The following is a 20,723-nucleotide window of genomic DNA, read 5'->3' as shown; positions in this document are numbered from 1 at the left end:
TCCTTTTCCTGTTACCCCAAATCTAGGGCAGGTGGTCCCGGTTCTCAAGCACCTCCAAGATGGGAAATCAGTGCCGCAGAGCCAATTCCGGCCAGCAACGCCCACCCGATCGACGCGAGCGTTCCGATGATAACATATTCGGCCAGCGTCCGGTCCTTCTCGATACTGCCCACCCGCAGAAAGGATTTCGCCGCGATCAGGAAGCCCACGCCCGCCATCTGCCCGCTGAGCACAAGGATGAAGGTCAGCCCCCGTTCCAGCAGCCCGATGACCGCGCCGCCATTGGACAGCCCCTCGGTATCGGGCAGGGCCGCCGCATAAGGCGTCATCAGCTTGCCAATGGCGAACTGCCCCGCACGGGTGGCCAGCAGAAAGCCCGCAATCAGCGCCATCGCCTCGGGCGCTTGTGCGGTCAGATCGGGCATCTGCCCCCAAAGGCCCGTGGCATAGGCATCGGTCCACAAAAGCCCACCCGCCAAAATCGCCATCAGATGCGCCCCCTGATCAATCAGAAAATGCGCGAGGCTGTCATCCGATCCAAGCCGCGCCTTGGCATAGTCGATCTGCATATGCAGCGCCGCGATGAACAGCGCCGGCCAATGCGCGCCCCCAAGGGCGGCGTAGCTGAGCAGGAAGACCACGGCCGTATGCGCCAGAAGCGGCCCCAGCCGGTCCTTGCCGGTGGCCATCGCCTTGGTCTGAAACGCGAAATCGGCCAGCACATGGGCAAAGATCAGCGCAGTGATGGTTTCAATCATGGCGGCTTTCCTCATGGGCTTCCCAATGCGAGACGGCTTGAACAACCTCTCGCCAATGGGCGCTTTTCAGCCGGGAATGAATGGCTTGCGGCGAGACCCCAAGCGCATCTGCCAGGTCCTTCAGGGTCGGGGTGGACGGCGGAAGGAAGTGCATCATGGCTTCGGCCTGTTCGCGGCTCCAGTCCTGCACTTCCCGGTCAAGCAGAACGGCAATGCCTTTGTGGAGATACGCGGACTCACGCGCCGCGATGACGAGCTCTCGGTCCCTTGCCATGCCATCCAGGGCTTGGCCCGAGGCAATGAACGCAGGTCCAGACGCGTTTGACAGGTCGCCAACCGGCAAGGCGTCCACCTCTCCCAGGCCTATCGCAATGCGGCTTCGGGTTCCGGACTGAGCGGATTTTAGGCTGGCCTGAACATAGAGCGCAGCGCGCAGGGCGCGGCGCGGTTCGCTCAGGACGATCTGCCAGCCATCGCCCCGATATCGGGTGAACCGCGGGTCATCGGCGTCGTCCCAAGCCCTGATCTCATGCGCACATGTCTTGATACGGTCAAGCGCTTGTGTCGTCCATTCAGGCGAATGATCGGTTGAGCCAATGAGGTCGCCGGTAAGGACGGCCACGGGATGGGGGGTAGTGATCATGAATCAAGCCATATGACTTGATACCACAAAAATCAAGCCAAAAGACTTGATCTCACATGAAGCCCAGTTCCAGCCGGGCCTCGTCCGACATCATCTCCATCCCCCAGGGCGGGTCCCAGGTGATCTCGACATTGACGGTCTTGACCCCGGCAACAGGCAGGATTGCATCGGCCAGCCAGCCGGGCATTTCACCGGCCACGGGACAGCCCGGCGCGGTCAGGGTCATGGTCACCTCGACCTCGTTCTCGGCGCTGATCTCGACCGTGTAGACAAGGCCTAGGTCATAGATATTGACCGGGATTTCAGGGTCATAGACCGTGCGGCAGGCTTCGACGATCGCGTCGTAGAGAGGATGATCGGTCGAAGATGGTTTGATGAGGGGTGCCCCCTCCAGCTGCTCTTGCATTTGCGTGCCATCCGGCTTGGAAAACCAATTGTTGAGCAAAGATATAAGGAAAGCGCCCCCCGAGGTCCAGAGCCGCCAGCCAATCCCGTCTGTTCATCTTGGCAAAAATACCTCCGCCGGAGGCATCCTGCCCTCACCGCCATCACATCCGACCGGCCTGAAGCGCAGGTCTCGCAGATGTTCCGTGGCAACGCGGCATGACGAGGCCTCCGGCGTCAGCCGGGGGTTGAGGAGGGCCGCCCATGGGTCGACGCCAAAGGCGGCGAAACACCCCCTATTTTCCCTTGCGCTTGCGGGCAGGCGTCGGGCGCACCTTCTTCTCTATGGCATCGAACAGATGCGCGGCGATGTTCTTGCCGGTCGCCTTTTCCACCCCTTCGAAGCCGGGCGAGCTGTTGACCTCCAGCACCTTGGGACCGTCCGAGGCGCGCAACAGGTCCACCCCGGCCATCCCGAGGCCGAACACCCTGGCAGATCGCAGCGCCGCCTCCCGTTCCTCCTTGCTGATCCGCACCGCCTTTGCAGTGCCGCCCTGGTGAAGGTTGGACCGGAAATCATCCCCCGCCGCGCTGCGTTTCATCGCAGCGACCACCTTGCCGTCGATCACGAGGCAGCGAATGTCCTCGCCCGCGGCTTCCTTGACGAAATCCTGCACAAGGAAATTGGCCTTGAGCCCCCGGAACGCGTCGATCACCGATTGCGCGGCCTTTCGGGTTTCCGCCAGCACCACGCCTTTGCCTTGCGTGCTTTCCAGCAGTTTCACGATCAGCGGCGCGGTGCCCACGAGGCCAATCAGGTTGCCGGTGTCCTTGGGCGAGGCCGCGAAGGCAGTGCGTGGCATCCCGATCCGGTGACGGGCCAGCAACTGGTGGGCATGGAGCTTGTCGCGGCTCGCCGTGATCCCCGCGCTGCCGTTCACGCAGAACGTGCCGAGCGTTTCGAACTGGCGCAGAACGGCGGTGCCATAGGCAGTCACCGAGGCCCCGATGCGCGGGATCACGGCGTCATAGCGGGGCAGGCGGGCGCCGTCGTAATGGACCTCCGGGGCCAGCGAATTGATCGCCATGTAGCAGCGCGTCGTGTCGATGACCTCGATCGTGTGGCCACGCTCTTCGCCCTCATCGACCAGCCTGCGGGTGGAATAATTGTTCTCCCGGCTCAGCACGGCGATGCGCAGCGCGCGTTTCGGGGCCGAGGTCTTGACCTTGGCGGAATGATAGACATCGTAGCTCAGCAGCGGCTGACAACAGCTTTCCGTCGGGCTGACGATCCAGTCGGGCTGAAGCGCCTGCCGCCCCAACAGCATGCGATAGGCCATGTTGGTGCGGTCGGTCAGGGTCACCTCGATTGGCACGCGCTGCCCGCCGATATCCAGCTCGGTCTCGATCACATAGCGTTGTTCGGTCTCGCCATTGGACGAGGTCACCTCGCGCCGGTCCCGCAGCGGGGCGGAACAGGCGATGGTGATATCGGTGCGCCCCGGCACCGGATGCACGGCGAAGCGCACCTTCGGTTTGCTGGCCGAGCCGAAGGTTTCGATATCGAAGGCGTGCAGCGCCGAGGTCTTGGCCCCGGTGTCGACCTTGGCTTTCAGCGCGGGCAGACCGAGGCCGGGAAGGCTCAACCACTCTTCCCACCCAAGACGAAGGGACTCTTCTGCAGTCATTTCATGGGTCCTCTCTTGGCATCGCGAATATTTCGCCTATGACAGTCGCCTGTCCAAAGCAATGGGTGACGACATGACAGGCCGGTTTGACTTTTCGGTGACAGCGACCAGCGGCAAGGCGCGCCGCGGGGTGATCTCGACCCCGCGCGGGCAGATCCGCACGCCCGCCTTCATGCCCGTGGGCACGGCGGCGACCGTCAAGGCGATGATGCCCGAAAGCGTGGCCGCGACGGGGGCCGATATCCTGCTTGGCAACACCTATCACCTGATGCTGCGCCCGACGGCGGAACGGATCGACCGGCTTGGCGGGCTCCATCGCTTCATGAACTGGGACAAACCCATTCTGACCGATAGCGGCGGTTTCCAGGTCATGAGCCTTGCCGACCTGCGCAAGCTGACCGAAGAGGGCGTGAGTTTCCGCAGCCATGTGGACGGCTCGCGCCACATGCTGACCCCGGAACGCTCGATGGAGATCCAGCGGCTTCTGGGCTCCGACATCGTGATGTGTTTCGACGAATGCCCCGCGCTGCCCGCCGACCGCGCCCGGATCGCGGAGTCCATGCGCCTTTCTATGAGATGGGCCGCGCGCAGCCGTGAGGCGTTCGGCGACCGTCCGGGCCACGCGCTGTTCGGGATCATGCAGGGCGGTCTGGAACGCGATCTGCGCGAGGAAAGCGCCGAGGCGCTCAAGGCCATCGGCTTCGACGGCTATGCCGTGGGTGGCCTTGCCGTAGGCGAGGGGCAGGAGGCGATGTTCACCTGTCTCGACTACGCACCCGATTTCCTGCCCGAGGACAAGCCGCGCTACCTGATGGGCGTTGGCAAACCCGACGACATCGTCGGCGCCGTAAAACGCGGCATCGATATGATGGATTGCGTGCTGCCAAGCCGGTCAGGCCGCACGGGACAGGCTTTCACTCGACGCGGCGTGGTCAATATCAAGAACGCCCGCCATCAGGACGACCCGCGCCCGCTGGACGAGCATTGCACATGCCCCGCCTGCACCGGCTATTCCCGCGCCTACCTGCACCATGTCTTCCGCGCCAAGGAAATCATCAGCTCCATGCTGCTGACCTGGCACAATCTGCATTACTTTCAGGAGCTTATGCAGGACATGCGCGACGCCATCGAAGCCGATGACTTCGCCGGGTTCGAGGCGCGGTTTCATGCCGGGCGGGCGGAAGGCGATATCGAGCCGCTTTGACAAAGCCACCACCACCGCAGGCGGGGAGTGTTGGCCGGGCTAGTCCACCATGCTAACGATCAATCAACCGTGCAGCCTGAGGGACGGGAATGGCGATGGATCGTGGTGACAGCCTTGTTGAAACGCGCAGCGACAAGCTGTTGCCGGGGCTGACCCTTGCCCTGATCGGCCTGCTCTACCTGCTGACCTTCCCGCAGAATTTCACCGAAGGGGAGGACGCGGTCTATTATGTCGATCACGTCGCCGGTGGCGTTGCGCAATGGCATCCGAACCACCTGATCTATGAGCCGCTGATGCAGGGCCTCACCGGCGTGGCGCAAGCGGTCTGGCCGGGGGCGACGGCCTTGGCGGTGATGCAGGTGGCAAGCCTGATCGCTGCGCTTTGGACGCTGGCCCTGGTGTGGAAAATTGCCCGTCTCGCGGGCGGTGGATTGTCAGGCGCGTCGGGTGCTGTCTGGCTGCTGGCGGGCTGTTTCGCCTTCTGGCTTTATGGCATGTATCCAGATACTTACACGCTACCCTTGCCCTTCGTTCTGGCCAGCTTTCTGGCCCTTTGGCAAGTCGGTTGGGAACAGTCCGGCCCCCGTGCCGTGATCCTGGCGGCGTTTCTGGCGGGCATTGCCACGCTGATCCACCAAAGCCATGTGTTTCTGGCGGTGCCTGCGCTGATCGTGCTGATCTCTGCGCGCCGGATCGGGGCGGCGGTCCTGTGGCTGGCGGTGTTTGGCGCGGTGGTCGGGGTTTTCTATCTCTGGGCCGGGTGGGTCTTGCTGGGGCATCGGACGATCGGCGAGCTTATCCTCTGGGCCAAGGGCTATGCCGCTGACGGGCTTTGGACGCCGCTCTCGGTCCTGGCTCCGGTCAAGGCGCTGATCGGGCTTGGCACCGCGATCTGGTCGAGCCTGTTTCTCTTTGCCTCTCCAGAGGCCGCAGGCGCGCTGGAGAGGGTGTTCGCGGGCCGTCAACTGGTGGAGGAAGCGCATTTCGCTGAAACCGGGCTTGCGCTCGGGTTCTGGCCCCTGCTGCTTCTGACTGTGCTCAGCGTGCTGGCCATCGGCGCATTGTCGGTCAGGGCCTTGCTGCGCAGGGGCAGGGCGTTGACGCCCGGCTTTGCGCCGCTTCTGATACTGCATGCGGGCACCTATGCGCTGGTCGCCACGATCTGGGAACCTACCAACAAGGAATTCTGGATCGTCGCGCTGCCGTTTCTGGCCCTGCTTGTCGTGCTTCGGTTGCCGCCTGTCCGAGGCGTCCAGCGGGTGCTGGCGGCGGGCATCCTGGCCTTGTGGGTTGCCAACGGCGCGGGCGCGATGATGGGCTTCGCGCGGGCCGACAGCGATTACTGGCGCGTCACCCATGCGCCGCTGCTGCAAGAGGTCCGTCCCGGCGACATCGTCGTCGATGATTGCGGCTATATCTGCACGGGCTACCTGTTGCTGTTTTCCCCGGCAGAGCTGTTGCCCGCCGATGCGCTGGACCGGGCGGCTGACATCGGGCCGGGTCGCATCCTGCTGACCTCGCGCGCCATCGCGGCGCTGGATGTGGAGCCGGAAGACAGTTGGGCCAGCCAAAGGGCGCTGTTGCAACCTGTCTTTTCAACGGCGGCCCTGTCCCTGTCGGAACTGCCACGCTGACGGGCCGGTATGCGTCACATTTCCTTCATCATGCTTCAGTTCGCGCCTTGCCCCTGCCTGCGCCGGGGTGCAGACTGCCCGCGACCCAAAGCCGGGATGACCAGTTGAAATCGGCGGGCCATGCCCCCACTTTCAAGTGTCCCACCCGGAGAGGGCCGAGGGCTGCCGCATGACGGGGCCAGCGTCCTCTTGCCAAGAACAAGGAAGGCACCATGCCCGAGCAACATACAACCTATCCTGTCCTGCCGCTGCGCGACGTTGTCGTGTTCCCGCATATGATCGTGCCGCTGTTTGTCGGGCGCGAGAAATCGGTGCGCGCGCTGGAAGAGGTGATGCAGGAAGACCGCCAAATTTTGCTGTCGAGCCAGATTGACCCGGCAGAGGACGACCCCGACACCGATGGCATCTATCGCACCGGTGTGCTGGCCAATGTGCTGCAACTGCTGAAGCTGCCCGACGGCACCGTGAAGGTGCTGGTCGAAGGCCGCAACCGCGTGACCATCACCGGTTTCCTCGACAACCCCGAGTTTTTCGAGGCGACGGCAGAGGACCTCGCCGAAGACGAAGGGGATGCCGCCGCCATTCAGGCGATGCTTGGCCCTGTCGCGGAAGAGTTCGAGCGTTATGCCAAGGTCAAGAAGAACATCCCCGAAGAGGCGCTGACCTCGGTTTCGGAAACCACGGATCCGGCCAAGCTGGCCGATCTGGTCGCCGGTCATCTGGGCATCGAAGTGGCGCAGAAGCAGGACCTGCTGGAAACGCTGTCCATCTCGGAGCGGCTGGAAAAGGTCTACGGCCTGATGCAGGGCGAAATGAGCGTCCTGAAGGTCGAAAAGAAGATCAAGACGCGCGTGAAATCCCAGATGGAACGCACGCAGCGCGAATACTACCTGAATGAGCAGATGAAGGCCATTCAGCGCGAACTTGGCGATGGTGAAGAAGGCGCAAACGAGGTTGCGGAACTGGAAGAGCGGGTGGCCAACACCAAGCTCAGCAAGGAAGCCCGCGAAAAGGCCGATGCCGAGATCAAGAAGCTCAAGAACATGAGCCCGATGAGCGCCGAAGCGACCGTCGTGCGCAACTATCTCGACTGGATGCTGGCCATTCCGTGGGGCGTGAAATCCCGCGTGAAGAAGGATCTGGGCCGCGCGCAGGGCGTGTTGGATGCCGATCATTACGGGCTGGAGAAGGTCAAGGAACGCATCGTCGAATATCTCGCCGTGCAGCAGCGGTCCAAGACGTTGAAAGGCCCGATCATGTGCCTGGTCGGCCCTCCGGGCGTCGGCAAGACCTCGCTTGGCAAATCGGTTGCCAAGGCCACGGGGCGCGAGTTCATCCGCATCTCGCTTGGCGGCGTGCGTGACGAAAGCGAGATTCGTGGCCATCGCCGGACCTATATCGGCTCCATGCCCGGCAAGATCATCCAGGCGCTGAAAAAGGCGAAAACAACCAACCCGCTGATCCTGCTCGATGAGATCGACAAGATGGGGCAGGATTTCCGGGGCGACCCCGCGTCTGCCATGCTGGAGGTGCTGGACCCGGAACAGAACTCGACCTTCGTGGACCATTATCTGGAGGTGGAATACGACCTGTCGAACGTGATGTTCCTGACCACGTCGAACAGCTACAACATGCCCGGCCCGCTTCTGGACCGGATGGAGATCATCCCGCTGGCGGGCTACACAGAGGACGAAAAGCGCGAGATCGCGCTGCGCCACCTGCTGCCCAAGCAGACCAAGAACCATGGTCTGAAGGCACGGGAGTTCGAGCTGACCGAGGACGGTCTGACCGACATCATCCGCTACTACACCCGTGAAGCCGGGGTTCGGAACCTGGAACGCGAGATTGCCAAGATCTGCCGCAAGGCGCTGACCAAGATCCTCAAGCGTGAAGTGGAAACGGTCCGCGTGACCCCGGAAAACCTTGAGGATTTCCTGGGCGTGAAGCGGTTCAAGTTCGGGCTGGCGGAAAAGGACGACCAGATCGGCGTGGTGACGGGCCTGGCCTGGACCTCTGTCGGTGGCGACCTGCTGTCCATCGAGGCGCTGCGCCTGCCGGGCAAGGGCCGGATGAAGACCACGGGCAAACTGGGCGATGTGATGAAGGAATCCATCGACGCGGCCAGTTCCTTCGTGCGGTCCATCAGCCCGGCCATCGGGGTGAAACCGCCGAAATTCGACAAGATCGACATCCATGTGCATGTGCCGGAAGGCGCGACGCCAAAGGATGGGCCATCTGCCGGGATCGCGATGGTGACCTCCATCGTGTCGGTCCTGACGCAGATCCCGGTGCGCAAGGACATCGCCATGACCGGCGAGGTGACGCTGCGCGGCAATGTGCTGCCGATCGGCGGTCTGAAGGAGAAACTGCTCGCGGCCTTGCGGGGCGGCATCAAGACGGTGCTGATCCCGGTGGACAACGAAAAGGACCTGCCCGAGATCCCCGACAACGTGAAAGAAGGGCTGGAGATCATCCCCGTCGCGCATGTGCGCGATGTTCTGGCCCATGCACTTGTGCGCACGCCCGAAGCGATTGACTGGGATGAAGAGGCCGAAGAAGCCGCCGCCGCCGCTGCGCAGGCCGCTGCAGGTGGAGGGGCAGGGGCAACCGCCCACTGACGGCTGATATACCCGGTCAGGATTTGAGAACCCCGCCGATTCGCTGTCGGCGGGGTTTGCTGTTCCGTGGCGGTGCCGGTGACAAAGAGCATCATCAAAGAGGACGCTGCGAAACAAATGAAAACACCAGCGTCACCGCTGGTGTTTCGTGCGTTCTGAATCATCGCTCACGACGGGTCTGTGTGCCGCCCTATCTGAACAACCGCGATGGCCATAGGAAACGACTACGGCGTCGCTTCAGATATCGGCCGTTCAAACCCGCCGTCTGCAAGCCCGTCCGTTGCCCATCTGGGCCGTCGGCTGGATTCGCTTCAGCGAGAGCGATCAGCTTGGCATCTGGTAGCCACCGCCACCGGACGCAGCCATCAGCATCAGGATCATCGCAAGGATCGGAACAAGAATGCCGCCGTCGACGCCGGTATCCATGGCGTCCTGGGACACGATCTCAACCGGCATGGTCGGCGTGGTCTCGTCGGCATAGGTGGCGGTTGCACTCAGCAAGGTGAGCGCCGTTGTTGCAGCCATAAGTTTTTTCATCGTCTTCCCCTTCAGAGCCATCGGCCCGTTCTTACCCCAAGGTTATTGTCAACCGTAATCAATCATAATGCAGGTTCGCAAGGCAAGAACCCCCTGTGTCGCAAAGGCGACACAAGTGGGGCAGGTGACACCCTTTTGCAACGGATCGGTGCCCCATTGCTGTGACAAAACTTGATTCGCAGCCGATTCGCGGGTTGCCTAGCCGAATTGCCTTAAACCGCCTTGCCTGGTGACATAATGAAAACCAACCTGACACGTCGCAGATTTGCCGGCTGCCTGACGGCCATATTGGCCAGCCCCGCCCTGATTGGCCGCGCAAATGCGCAGGCCCGGATGGATCTGACCATTCCCGAGGGGATCACTCAGGGCGGTCCGACCACGATCACCCGAATTCCGACGGATCAGCCATTGGTCGCCATGACCTTCGATGACGGTCCGCACCAGACGCTGACACCGCAACTGCTGGACATGCTGGCCGCGCGGAACATCCGCGCGACCTTCTACCTGATCGGTCGCCGCGTGGCGCTCTACCCCGAATTGACGCGGCGCATTGCGGCCGAGGGGCACGAGATCGGCAACCATACCTGGAATCATCCGCGCCTGACCTCGCTTGGCAATGACGGGCTGCTGCGGGAACTGGACCGTACCACCGTCGTGATCAACGAAACCGTTGGCCGCCCGCCGGTCACCATGCGCCCGCCCTATGGGCTGCTGTCCATGCGTCAGCGCAACCTGATCTACGAAGCGCGGCAGTTACCCACCATCCTGTGGTCCGTCGACCCCGAGGATTGGCGCCGCCCGGGCAGTTCGGTCGTGGCCAACCGCATCGTCAGCCGGTCGCATTCGGGCGCGGTGATTCTGGCCCATGACATCATCGGCCCCACCGTGCGCGCCATGCCGGCCGCGCTGGATGGTCTGATTGCGCGGGGCTATCGCTTCACCACCGTGTCCGAACTGATGGGCTGGCCCCGGTGGGATACCCGCAATATTCGGCTGGCGTCGGGCAGCGCGGGCTGAACAGGCGCGAATGCGGCTCTGGCGCAGCTGCGCATCGGTTGCTAGGTTGTTTCCACAGAAGCAACAAACTGCCGACAGGGGGCCATATGTCAGCCGGAGAAATCGTGAGTCTCTCCTCTTCCGCGGATGCGAACAGCGCAACTGCCGAAATCACGGGCGCGGATAAGCCCAAAGCCTACAAGATGCAGGACCTGATGCAGGCCATCGCCGATCAGTCCGACCTCAAGCGGTCGGAACTGCGGGAGGCCGCGGGCCTGGTCTGCGAAGCAATTGGTCGGGCGCTCGATGACGGGCAGGTGATTTCGCTGCCGGGGCTTGGCAAGATCACCCCGCGCAAGCGCGACAGCAAACCTTCCGGGGATCTGCTGACCGCACGAATCAAGCTCATGAACAAGGGGGAGAAACTGACCCCGACAGAGCCAGAGGACGATCCGGAAAAACCGTGATCTGGCCCCTTGCGCAGTTGCGAAAGCGCCGCTAAAAGACGGCCCCACGGCGGGTGATTAGCTCAGTGGTAGAGCGCTTCGTTCACATCGAAGATGTCAGGAGTTCAAATCTCTTATCACCCACCATTTTCCTTCCGAAAGGCGCCCGGTATCGCGGCGCCTTTTCGTTTTCACAGGACCTGATCGGACCGGAAAGCGCCCATGAAACAAGCCAGTACAGATTTTCCCGAACTCTGGGTGCTGCGCCACGGCGAAACCCAGTGGAATACCGAGGAACGCCTGCAAGGCCGGCTTGATTCACCCCTGACCGCTGCGGGATTGCATCAGGCGCGTAGGCAGGGCCAGCTTCTGGCAGCCCATCTGCCCGGTCCGGTCCGGGTCATTTCCAGCGACGCCCCCCGTGCCTTGCGCACGGCGGAGATCGCGGTTTCGGGCCTGGGTTTGACAATAGAAGCCGATCCGCGCCTCGCCGAGATCGACCTTGGCAAATGGCAAGGACGCACGGTGCAGGATCTGCGCGCGGAGCATCCAGACATCGCCCGTGCGACCGACCCGCATCTGTGGAAATTCACCGCCCCCGGTGGCGAGACGCTCGGCCAGATGGCGGCGCGGGTTCAGGCGGTGCTGGAGGGGCTGACCGGCCCCACGGTTCTGGTCACCCACGGCGTCACGTCGCGCCTGCTGCGCTGTATCGTTCTGGGGTTGCCGATCGCCGATCTGGCCTCGGTTCCGGGCGGGCAGGGGGTGGTTCACCACATCCGCGACGGCAAGGCGCAAATCCTGACTGCTTAGGGCTTGCGCCCCTTCCGGACCCGCGCTATCAGAACCGCCGACGGGTCGTTAGCTCAGTTGGTAGAGCGCTTCGTTTACACCGAAGATGTCGGGAGTTCGAGCCTCTCACGACCCACCATTCCACCTCACGATATTGTAATATAAGCATTGTCGGTGATGTGCGCTTTCCGCATTCAGGATCGGATTATCTCGATTCAGGTCCGGTATGCTCTCAACAGAAATCTCAATTACATCAAAGCTTTGTTGCCCAGAAACAAATTGTTTCCCCGGCATATCTCCGCGGTATCTATCAATTATCGGCGAAATCTGGAAAAATTTGTGGCGAAATTGTGGTGTTCGGGTGGGGGCTCGAAAACCAGCCGTGGAAGCCATATTCCTCGATGTCTGGTTTTATGACCGGAGGAATACCTATGCCTAACCATTCCAAAACTTTCACTTACGAGTTGGAGGGGCTGTCCTACACGGTGACCGTGTTTGAAGATCCTGTGACCGGCAGTGTGTTCGCGGAACTCGAAGTTCTCGAAGGCTCAATGGATTTGAATGCCATCTATTACGGGGATAATGACTTCTCAGGCGACAGTGCGTCGCTTGATGGCCCGCTCAACATGAACGGCACCCGGCTGGAGGGTGAGGATATCCAGTGGGATGGCGCAGTTGCGCTATCGGATCCGGGGCTTGGTCCGGATGCGGATGAGAAGGAAACCTATCTTCAAAGCGGCGAAAGCTACCTTGTGGAACTGACCGATGTCAGCAGCATTGACGAAATTGACGTGCTTGGTATCCGCGCCACATCGACCACGACCGAAGAAGGGTCCATCAAATCCGTCTCTGACGAACCCGAAGATCCCGAAGACCCCGAAGATCCCACCTTCGAGAAAATCGGCTTTGGCGTCGAAATCGGCGCAAATGGCGGCATTGAGAATGGCGTCTACGTCTTTGAAGAGGCCCTGCCGGAAGGCCAGGACGGCACATTCGAGAATTACGTCGCCTACTACGATAGCCTCTATGCGGAAGATCCCGACTACAACATCACTCAGTTGGAATCAGTGATCTTCCTGGAACTTGTCCCGGGCACCGATGACAACGGAAACCCGATCGACATCCCGCAGGAACTGTTCCGCATCGACGCGCCCGAGGACGGGTGGAACTCTGCCGATGATCTGCTTGCCTCCTATGAGGAAGCCGTGGCCAATGGGGCCCTCGATGGGGTCTCATCTGACGAAGGCGTCGAACTGATGGCTGCCCTCAGCCTTGACGGGTCCTATGACGACCCGGCCATGGACGGGGATGGCATGGAAGAGGACGCTCTAGAGTTCATGTAAAAGCGGCTGCAGCCCCTGTTCCGCTCTCCCGCCAGCGACTTTGTTCCGTTGGCGGGAGGCCCGGCTTTGCAGTCTATCGGGTTTACGCTCGTGCAATGCTGCGCGGTGCCTGTGTGCGGAGCTATAATAGGTATGTGCGTCTTTTGGACCTATCTTTGTCTTAGCTGCAAAACGATAGGAGACAAAGGACATGAGCTGGAACCCCGCCCTCGACCCGCATTGCCCGATGGGTGATGGGGTTGATGCCATCGAGACATTGATCATCCCGCGCGCCCGCGACCTGGGCGGATTTGAAGTGCGGCGCGCGCTGCCAGCGCCCAAGCGGCAGATGGTCGGGCCGTTCATCTTTTTCGACCAGATGGGCCCGGCCGAGATGCTGCCCACAAAGGGGCTCGACGTGCGCCCGCATCCGCATATCGGGCTGGCGACGATTTCCTATCTCTACCGGGGCCGGATGCATCACCGTGACAGCCTGGGCACCGATGGCTGGATCGAACCGGGCGATGTGAACCTGATGGTAGCGGGGCAGGGGATCACCCATTCCGAACGCACCGATGACGAGACCCAGACCCTGCCCATGCCCTTTTTTGGCATCCAGACATGGATCGCCCTGCCCGAAGACCAGGAAGAGCGCGCGCCGGAGTTTCATCACGCGGGCGCGGGCGACCTGCCGTTGCTGAAGGCCGAGGGAAAGGAGGTGCGGCTGATTCTCGGCTCTGCCTATGGCGAAACGGCGCCGGTGCCGGTCCCTTCCGAGATGTTCTACGCCGACGCGGTGCTGGAGCCGGGCGCGCAGCTGCCCTTGCCCGACAATCACGAAGACAGGGGTGTCTATGTGGCCGAAGGCTCGGTCACGCTGGCGGGCGACAGCCATGGCGCGGGCGAGATGATGGTCTTTCGCCCCGGTGACCGGTTGGCACTGACCGCTGGCCCGGCGGGGGCGCGGCTGGTGCTGCTTGGCGGCGCGACGCTGAACGGCCCGCGCCATATCTGGTGGAATTTCGTCTCCTCCAGCAAGGAGCGGATCCTGGAGGCCAAGGAAGCATGGCGCGCGGCCGACTGGCAATCGGGGCCGTTCCATCTGCCCCCGGGCGACGATGCGGAGTTCATTCCCGCGCCGGATCGGGGCCCTCTCTGGGCGAAAGGGGGGTGAGTCTGCAAAGGGTTCTCAGGGCAGGCATTTCGCGTTAGGGCTGGATCGCGCGCGGCGGCATTCATCCTCGCCCGCGCCCGACCAATGAAAGCAGACGAGATGCCCGGCCCTCCGCGCCCCACCGAGGAGACTCCGCCGCTTGCGATCCTTTTGATCCTGGCCGGCATGGTCTTCATCACCGTGAACGATTCCCTCATCAAGGCGCTTGGCGGCGACTATCCGTTGCACCAGATGGTTTTCGTGCGCTCGGCCATCGGGATCGTCTTTTCGCTGGTGATCCTGCAATTCGAGGGCGGTTTCCGCGAATTGCGTACCGCGACGCCGGGGCTGCACCTGATGCGCGGGCTCTTCGTGGTGATCTCGAACATGCTCTATTTCGCGGCGCTGGCGGTGATGCCGCTGGCCGATGCCGTGGCGACCTTCTTCGTGGCACCGCTGATCATCACGCTGCTGTCGGTCGTGGTTCTGGGCGAAAAGGTCGGCGTGCACAGGATCACGGCGATCATCGTGGGCTTTGCGGGCGTTCTGGTCATGACCCGCCCCGGCATGGCGGGCGAAGACGCGCCACAGCGCTGGACGCTTCTGCTGCCGGTGCTTGCGGCCACGGCCTATGCGGCGATGCAGGTGATGACGCGAAAACTGGGGGTCTATTCCAAGGCCTCGGCGCTGGCCGTCTATATCCAGGGCGTGTTCCTTGTGGTCAGCATCGGCTTCTACCTGGTGGCGGGCGATGGACGGTTTGCAGAAGGGGTCGAGGCGGAAAGCCTTGTCTTCCTGTTCCGGGCCTGGGTCTGGCCCACGCCGGGCGACTGGCCGCTCTTTATCCTGCTTGGCTGCATGTCCGGCGCAATCGGATACCTGCTATCGGCGGCCTACAAGATGGGCAACGCCGCGACGATTTCCTCTTTTGAATACACGGCCCTGCCGCTGGCCATCGCCTCGGGCTGGCTGGTGTTCGGGGAGGTGCCGGACCTTTGGGTGCTGGCGGGCACCGTGTTGATCGCGGGGGCCGGGATCCATGTTTTCATGCGCGAAAGACAGCGCCGCAGTCCGGTCGCGCCGCGCCGTCCGCTGAGGCGTGGATAGGCCCGCGCGGGGCGGTTGCGAAAAAAGTCGCCCGACAGGGATTTATGCGCAAAACCGCGCTTGACGGGGGGGCGCGAGGCACATAGAACCCGCTTCACGCCAAGGGGATGAACGCCCCGAGGCGGCAGCAGCGGGCGGTTGTAGCTCAGTTGGTTAGAGTACCGGCCTGTCACGCCGGGGGTCGCGGGTTCGAGCCCCGTCAACCGCGCCACTTTCCTTACCGTTTGAATCTGTTGCCCTGACGGGCGGTGGCTGCGTGCCTCCTCAAACCCCCGCTTGCGCGGGGGCCTTCGTCGGCCCGCTGTCCGCTGAAGCGGACGGTTGGATCAGGTGGAACCGGACGGAGGGAGACGGCTGTCCCGACGGCGTGACGCGCCATCCCTCTCCTGATCCGATCCCAGTCATCCGTTACGGTGGCGTTTCTCGAAGCGGGGCAGCATGGCGGAGAAATCCATGCCCTTGCCGTCCTCGCGTTCCACGAACTGTTCATAAAGCGCCGCCGCGGCCTGGCCCATGGGCGTGTCGGCATCGGCGGCCTCGGCGGCGGCCTGGCTGAGGCGCAAGTCCTTCAGCATCAACTCCGCCGCGAAGCCGGGCCTGTAGTCGTTGTCGGCGGGGCTTTGCGGTCCCACGCCCGGCGCCGGGCAATAGGCGTTCATGGTCCAGCTGTAGCCCGAGGAGGTGCTGACCACGTCGAACATCTTGTCGCGCGCGAGCCCCAGCTTGTCGGCCAGGGCAAACGCCTCGCAGGTGGCGATCATCGTCACGCCGAGGATCATGTTGTTGCAGATCTTGGCGGCCTGTCCGTTGCCCGCCGGGCCGCAATGCACGGCCTTCTGGCCCATGATGTCGAAAAGCGGCTTGGCCGTCGCGAAGGCCGCGTCGCCGCCGCCGACCATGAAAGTCAGGGTGCCCGCCGCAGCGCCGCCGACACCGCCCGACACGGGCGCGTCGAGAAAGCCGAGCCCTGCCGCCTCGCACTGGCCAGCCACCTCGCGGGCGGCCTCGACCTCGACGGTGGAGCAATCGAGCAGCACCGCGCCCTTGGCCATGGCCGGGATCACCTCGGCAGCCACGGATTTCAGGATCGCGCCATTGGGCAGCATGGTGATGACCACGTCCTGACCCGTTGCGGCCTCTGCCGCGCTTGCCGCCATGGTGACGCCCTCGGGCGCGGGGGCGGCAAGGTCGAAGCCTGTCACCGCGTGGCCCGCCGCGACGAGGTTCAGCGCCATGGGGCTGCCCATATTGCCAAGGCCGATGAAACCGATCTTCATTATGTCTCTCCTTCAGAGGGTCAGGGCATCCGCCCCGAGGGGCCGGAACATGGCGGAAACCTCGGCGGGGGGAACCGCGCCCGGTCCGGCGTGGCGCCAGTTTGGCGCGTTGTCCTTGTCGATGATGAGGGCGCGGATGCCTTCTAGGAAATCGCCTTTTTCCATGGCGCGCGCTGTAAAGCGGTATTCCATGTCGAGCGCGCCTTCGATCGTGTCTTTCATGCGGCTGCGATGGATCAACTCCACCGCGCAAGCCATTGAAATAGGGGAGTTCCCATCCATCGCCTTCAGGGCGCTTCGGGCGAAGTCGCTATCGGTCGCCGTCAGCAGATTGACGATATCGCGCAGAGTTTCTCCGCCGAAAAGATCATCTATCTCAGCCTGTTGCGCGGCGATCTTAGAGTCCGGGGCGGGCAGGGCGCTGCGATCCACGGCCTCCCAATCACCGGTTTCCGCAAGCGTCTCGATCAACGATGCCCAGTGGTCGCGCGGGATGTAGTAATCGGCGAAGCCTGCATGGATCGCATCGCCCGGTCCCATCCGGGTCGAAGTGACGCCGAGATATTCGCCCAAGCGCCCCGGCGCGCGGGCGAGGATCAGCGAGCCGCCTACATCCGGCACCAGACCCACCTTGGTTTCGGGCATGGCAATGCGACTGTCATCGCAGACGATCCGGTGCGAGCCGTGGCAGCCGACGCCCACACCGCCACCCATGACGAAGCCCTGCAGGAAGGTGACGACGGGTTTGGGGAAATTGAACAGGGCCGCGTTCATGCGGTATTCGTCCTGCCAGAAGCGGCGGCCATAGCTGTAGTCGCCCGCGCTGCCGGTCGCATACATCTCGGCCAGATCGCCGCCCGCGCAGAAGGCTTTTTCGCAGGGTAGACCGTCGATGATCAGCAGATTGACCACCGGGTCATCCGCCCAGGCCGTCAGCGCTTTCTCGATCTCCAGACACATGTCCCAGGTGAGTGCGTTCAGCGCCTTGGGGCGGTTGAGCGTGATCCGGCCCGCGCGGCCGTCGATACGGCAGGTGATGTCCGACATTAACCGCGCTCCGCAAGAATTTGACGGGAAACGATAAGCCGCATGATCTCGTTCGTGCCTTCGAGGATCTGATGCACCCGCAGGTCGCGGACGATCTTCTCGATCCCGTAATCGGCGAGGTAGCCATAGCCCCCGTGAAGCTGAAGGCAGGTGTTGGCCACGTCGAAGCTTGCATCGGTCACATACATCTTGGCCATGGCACAGAACTTGGTGGCGTCATGGGCCTTGTTGTCCAGCTTCCACGCCGCCTGCCGCAGGAAGGTGCGGGCGGATTGCAGCTTGACCTCCATCTCGGCCAGCTTGAATTGCAGCGCCTGGAAGCTGTCGATGGTGCGGCCAAAGGCCTTGCGTTCGCCCATATAGGCCAGCGTCAGATCGAGCGCCTTCTGCGCGCCGCCAAGGGCGCTTGCCGCAATGTTCAAACGCCCGCCATCGAGCCCCGCCATGGCGTAGACAAATCCCTTGCCTTCCTCGCCAATCAGGTTCCCGGCAGGCACCTTGCAGTCGTCGAACTGCACCTGCGCCGTGGGTTGGGCAAGCCAGCCCATCTTTTTCTCCAGCGCCCCGAAAGAAAGCCCCTCGGCCCCGTCCTCGACCACCACTGTGGAGATGCCCTTGGGCCCGTCCTCACCCGTGCGGACCATGGTCACATAGGCGTCGGAATAGGAGCCGCCCGAGATGAACGCCTTGGTGCCGGTGAGCGAATAGCCCTCATTCGTCCGTTCCGCCCGCGTGCGCAGCGCGGCGGCGTCCGATCCCGATCCCGGTTCGGTCAGGCAGTAGGAAAAGACTTTCTCCATGCTGCACAGGTCGGGCAGCCATTTCGCCTTGGTCTCGTCCGAGCCGAACTTGTCGATCATGCCGCCGCACATGTTGTGGATCGACAGGAAGCTGCCCACGGCGGGGCAGGACATCGCCAGCGCCTCGAAGACAAGCGTGGCGTCCAGACGGCTCAGCCCCGATCCGCCGTATTCCTCGGACACGTAAAGCCCGCCAAAGCCAAGCTCCGCGATCTTGGGCCACAGGTCCTTGGGGATCGTGCCCGCCGCTTCCCATTCCATCGCGAAGGGGGCGATATGTTCCTCGCCAAAGGCTTTCGCCATGTCGAAGATCATCACCTGTTCGTCGGTCAGTTCGAAATTCATGTGCTCATCCACCTCAGGATTTCGATAATCAGGACCCAGAGGATCATCCAGGCCAGCGCCGCCCCGATGGGCAGCAGTCGCAACCAGAAATACTGTCGCCAGGCTCTCAGACCGAAGGGGTCTTTCAGTGTCTTCCAGTCCCGCAGCGCCTGCCGGTAGCCGGGGTTGCGCCGGACTACGATATAGGCCGTGCCTATTCCGACGACGAAGGTAGAGATGACAACGAAGAGACCCAAGGGCAATTGGCGGCAATCCTCCCAGAATTGAACACTTGTTTAATTACCAAATCTTGCAAGAGTTTTGCAAGGCGATGCGCGGCGTCACAAATCCGCGTGAAATTCCTCGATCAGGTGGCGCACGACATCGCGCATGGCCTCGTCTTGGGGTTTTCCAGCGTCCAGTGAGGCCGCCAGAACCGCGCGCTGCCGGTCAGACGAGGTGCCGCGCGCAACCATGTCGCGGGCGCGCTCCAGCTCGGCGGTGCAGCCTAGATAGGCGGCGTCCTCTGCGGTCAGTTCAATGATGTCCTCGATCAGGTCGGCCATCGGCAGAATCTCGCGCTTGCCGAAATCAATCAGCCCCTCGCAGGTGCCATAGCGTTGCGCGCGCCAGCGGTTTTCCTCGATCAGGAAAGCATCATAGAGCCGCCAGCGTTGGTTGAGGCCGCGCAGGCGGAAGAGCATGCGGGACAGGCTCTGGATCATCGCCGCCAATGTCAGCGTGTCCTCCAGCCGCGGATTCACGTCGCAGATGCGGGTTTCCAGCGTCGGGAAGCGAGCGGAGGGGCGCAGATCCCACCAGATCTTGGAACTGTCCTCGATGATGCCAAGATCGACCAGCACATCGACGGTGCGTTCGTAATCTGCGAAAGAGGGGAAAGAGGGCGGCAACCCGGTGCGCGGCAGGTTGTCGAAGACGGTCAGCCGGTAGGAGGCAAGCTTGGTATCACGCCCCTGCCAGAAGGGCGAGGAGGCCGACAGAGCCAGAAGATGCGGCAGGAAATAGGACAGCTGCCCCATCAGGTCATTGCGCAGGTCGTCGGTGCCAAGCCCCACATGCACATGCATCCCGCAGATCAGCATCCGGTTCACCACGCCGCCCAGATCACGGGCCAGCGCATTGTAGCGGTCCTTGTCGGTGTGGTGCTGGTTCTTCCAATCGGCAAACGGGTGGCAGGAGACGGCAATCGGGGCGAGCCCGTAAGCATCCGCAACGCGGGACACGGTGGACCGCAACCGCTTCAGATCCTCCCGCGCCTCGGCGATATCGGCGCAGACACGGGTGCCGATCTCGATCTGGCATTGCAGGAATTCGGGGCTGACCTGGCCCTCCAGCTCTGCCGCGCAGGCCTCCATCAACTCCTTGGGGGCCTCGACCAAATCGCAACTGGTCTGGTCCACCAAAAGGTATTCTTCCTCGATCCCGAGAGAGAAGGGGGGCTCTTTGCGTGCCATGATGTCCTCCACCGTTTGCATCAGCAAAACCCGAGACCGGCCATTTGCCAAGAAAAAAGCCCCGGCTCTGGGTCGGGGCTTTCGGTCGCGGCAGAAGAACCGGGGTCAGGCGACGGTGATCGTTCCGGTCATGCTGGGGTGGAACGCGCATTTGAACGGGAAGGTTCCGGCGTCGGTCAGCGTGATCTCGGCGCTTTGCCCACGGTTCAGGCGACCCGTGTCGAAGCTGCCGTCATCGGCAGTCAGCGTATGCGGCGCGCCGTCATTATTGGTGACGGTGATCGTATCGCCGACGGCGGCCGTCAGTTCGGCGGGCGAGAAGGCAAAGCCTTCGATCGTGACTGCGTGGGTGGCGGCCTGTGACCGGCCTGCGATCAGCGCGAACGGGGTTGCCAAAAGCGCGGCGAGCGTAGTGCGGCGGGTGAGGGTGGTCATTGGTAATCTCCTGTTGCGAATGCAGTCAGCGTTGCAGGCTGCGACGTCCAAAGCAACCTTTGGTTGCGAAAATGACGGGGCTT

At 62.7% G+C, this 20,723-nt stretch carries 20 protein-coding genes and 3 tRNA genes; 12 read left to right on the top strand and 11 right to left on the bottom strand.

Going from position 1 to position 20,723, the window contains the following annotated elements; translation table 11 throughout:
• Positions 1-44: 44 nt before the first annotated feature.
• The 4 genes from RBB16_RS03525 to rimK form a co-directional block, all read right to left on the bottom strand.
• Positions 45-758 carry a DUF3307 domain-containing protein gene (locus RBB16_RS03525; RefSeq protein ID WP_306044827.1) on the bottom strand — a complete coding sequence of 238 codons (714 nt, stop codon included), beginning with the start codon at positions 756-758 and terminating at the stop codon, positions 45-47.
• Positions 751-1,401, bottom strand: a complete 651-nt coding sequence (locus RBB16_RS03520) for a hypothetical protein (protein ID WP_306044826.1) — start codon at positions 1,399-1,401, stop codon at positions 751-753. The genes RBB16_RS03525 and RBB16_RS03520 overlap by 8 nt, the downstream gene beginning before the upstream one ends.
• A gap of 52 nt (positions 1,402-1,453) precedes the next feature.
• The gene (locus RBB16_RS03515; protein WP_071689805.1) at positions 1,454-1,807 is read right to left on the bottom strand and encodes an SUF system Fe-S cluster assembly protein; all 354 of its coding nucleotides are present in this window, start codon (positions 1,805-1,807) and stop codon (positions 1,454-1,456) included.
• A gap of 274 nt (positions 1,808-2,081) precedes the next feature.
• Positions 2,082-3,473, bottom strand: coding sequence for a 30S ribosomal protein S6--L-glutamate ligase (rimK, locus tag RBB16_RS03510; RefSeq protein WP_306044825.1), 1,392 nt, complete (start codon positions 3,471-3,473; stop codon positions 2,082-2,084).
• 73 nt (positions 3,474-3,546) lie between these two features.
• On the opposite strand from rimK, the gene tgt reads away from it, so the two are divergent.
• The 3 genes from tgt (at position 3,547) to lon (ending at position 8,929) form a co-directional block, all read left to right on the top strand.
• The gene (tgt, locus tag RBB16_RS03505; protein ID WP_306044824.1) at positions 3,547-4,677 is read left to right on the top strand and encodes a tRNA guanosine(34) transglycosylase Tgt; all 1,131 of its coding nucleotides are present in this window, start codon (positions 3,547-3,549) and stop codon (positions 4,675-4,677) included.
• An 89-nt stretch (positions 4,678-4,766) separates the two neighbouring features.
• Positions 4,767-6,311, top strand: a complete 1,545-nt coding sequence (locus RBB16_RS03500) for a hypothetical protein (RefSeq protein WP_306044823.1) — start codon at positions 4,767-4,769, stop codon at positions 6,309-6,311.
• Between the two features lie 212 nt (positions 6,312-6,523).
• On the top strand, positions 6,524-8,929 hold the full coding sequence (gene lon / locus RBB16_RS03495; RefSeq protein ID WP_306044821.1) for an endopeptidase La: 2,406 nt from the start codon (positions 6,524-6,526) through the stop codon (positions 8,927-8,929).
• 324 nt (positions 8,930-9,253) lie between these two features.
• Here the strand turns inward: lon and RBB16_RS03490 are convergent, their stop codons facing one another.
• Positions 9,254-9,466 (bottom strand): hypothetical protein, encoded by a 213-nt coding sequence (locus RBB16_RS03490; protein ID WP_306044820.1) that lies wholly within the window; start codon positions 9,464-9,466, stop codon positions 9,254-9,256.
• 237 nt (positions 9,467-9,703) lie between these two features.
• Between RBB16_RS03490 and RBB16_RS03485 the strand changes: the two genes are divergently transcribed.
• The 9 genes from RBB16_RS03485 to RBB16_RS03445 all read left to right on the top strand — a co-directional run bounded on the left by RBB16_RS03485 (position 9,704) and on the right by RBB16_RS03445 (position 15,493).
• Positions 9,704-10,483: a polysaccharide deacetylase family protein gene (locus RBB16_RS03485; protein ID WP_306044819.1), complete on the top strand. Its 780-nt coding sequence runs from the start codon at positions 9,704-9,706 to the stop codon at positions 10,481-10,483.
• 104 nt (positions 10,484-10,587) lie between these two features.
• Positions 10,588-10,929: an HU family DNA-binding protein gene (locus RBB16_RS03480; RefSeq protein ID WP_306044818.1), complete on the top strand. Its 342-nt coding sequence runs from the start codon at positions 10,588-10,590 to the stop codon at positions 10,927-10,929.
• A gap of 51 nt (positions 10,930-10,980) precedes the next feature.
• Positions 10,981-11,055: transfer RNA gene (locus RBB16_RS03475), tRNA-Val, on the top strand.
• A gap of 75 nt (positions 11,056-11,130) precedes the next feature.
• On the top strand, positions 11,131-11,721 hold the full coding sequence (locus RBB16_RS03470; RefSeq protein ID WP_306044817.1) for a histidine phosphatase family protein: 591 nt from the start codon (positions 11,131-11,133) through the stop codon (positions 11,719-11,721).
• 42 nt (positions 11,722-11,763) lie between these two features.
• Positions 11,764-11,839, top strand: a tRNA-Val gene (locus tag RBB16_RS03465).
• 292 nt (positions 11,840-12,131) lie between these two features.
• Entirely contained in the window at positions 12,132-13,043 is a 912-nt protein-coding gene (locus RBB16_RS03460; protein ID WP_306044816.1) for a hypothetical protein, read from the top strand.
• Positions 13,044-13,233: 190 nt separating this feature from the next.
• Positions 13,234-14,196, top strand: coding sequence for a pirin family protein (locus tag RBB16_RS03455; protein ID WP_306044815.1), 963 nt, complete (start codon positions 13,234-13,236; stop codon positions 14,194-14,196).
• A gap of 99 nt (positions 14,197-14,295) precedes the next feature.
• A complete protein-coding gene (locus RBB16_RS03450; RefSeq protein ID WP_306044814.1) occupies positions 14,296-15,282 on the top strand; it encodes a DMT family transporter in 987 nt (328 codons plus the stop codon).
• 134 nt (positions 15,283-15,416) lie between these two features.
• A tRNA-Asp gene (locus RBB16_RS03445) sits at positions 15,417-15,493 on the top strand.
• A gap of 190 nt (positions 15,494-15,683) precedes the next feature.
• Here the strand turns inward: RBB16_RS03445 and mmsB are convergent.
• The 6 genes from mmsB to RBB16_RS03415 form a co-directional block, all read right to left on the bottom strand.
• Positions 15,684-16,559 (bottom strand): 3-hydroxyisobutyrate dehydrogenase, encoded by an 876-nt coding sequence (gene mmsB / locus RBB16_RS03440; protein WP_306044813.1) that lies wholly within the window; start codon positions 16,557-16,559, stop codon positions 15,684-15,686.
• Between the two features lie 12 nt (positions 16,560-16,571).
• Entirely contained in the window at positions 16,572-17,606 is a 1,035-nt protein-coding gene (locus tag RBB16_RS03435) for an enoyl-CoA hydratase/isomerase family protein (protein WP_306044812.1), read from the bottom strand.
• Positions 17,606-18,751 carry an acyl-CoA dehydrogenase family protein gene (locus RBB16_RS03430; protein WP_306044811.1) on the bottom strand — a complete coding sequence of 382 codons (1,146 nt, stop codon included), beginning with the start codon at positions 18,749-18,751 and terminating at the stop codon, positions 17,606-17,608. The genes RBB16_RS03435 and RBB16_RS03430 overlap by 1 nt, the downstream gene beginning before the upstream one ends.
• Positions 18,748-18,993, bottom strand: coding sequence for a hypothetical protein (locus RBB16_RS03425; protein WP_306044810.1), 246 nt, complete (start codon positions 18,991-18,993; stop codon positions 18,748-18,750). Before RBB16_RS03425 ends, RBB16_RS03430 begins: the two co-directional genes overlap by 4 nt.
• Positions 18,994-19,071: 78 nt before the next feature.
• Entirely contained in the window at positions 19,072-20,205 is a 1,134-nt protein-coding gene (locus RBB16_RS03420; protein ID WP_306044809.1) for a carboxylate-amine ligase, read from the bottom strand.
• Positions 20,206-20,310: 105 nt separating this feature from the next.
• Positions 20,311-20,640, bottom strand: coding sequence for a cupredoxin family copper-binding protein (locus tag RBB16_RS03415; protein ID WP_306044808.1), 330 nt, complete (start codon positions 20,638-20,640; stop codon positions 20,311-20,313).
• Between the last annotated feature and the right edge of the window lie 83 nt (positions 20,641-20,723).

The sequence above is a fragment of the Nioella sp. MMSF_3534 genome, from assembly GCF_030732985.1.
Taxonomy (GTDB): Bacteria; Pseudomonadota; Alphaproteobacteria; order Rhodobacterales; family Rhodobacteraceae; genus Nioella.
Note: the sequence above shows the minus strand (reverse complement) of the source record. Positions and strands in the feature narration are given on the sequence as shown.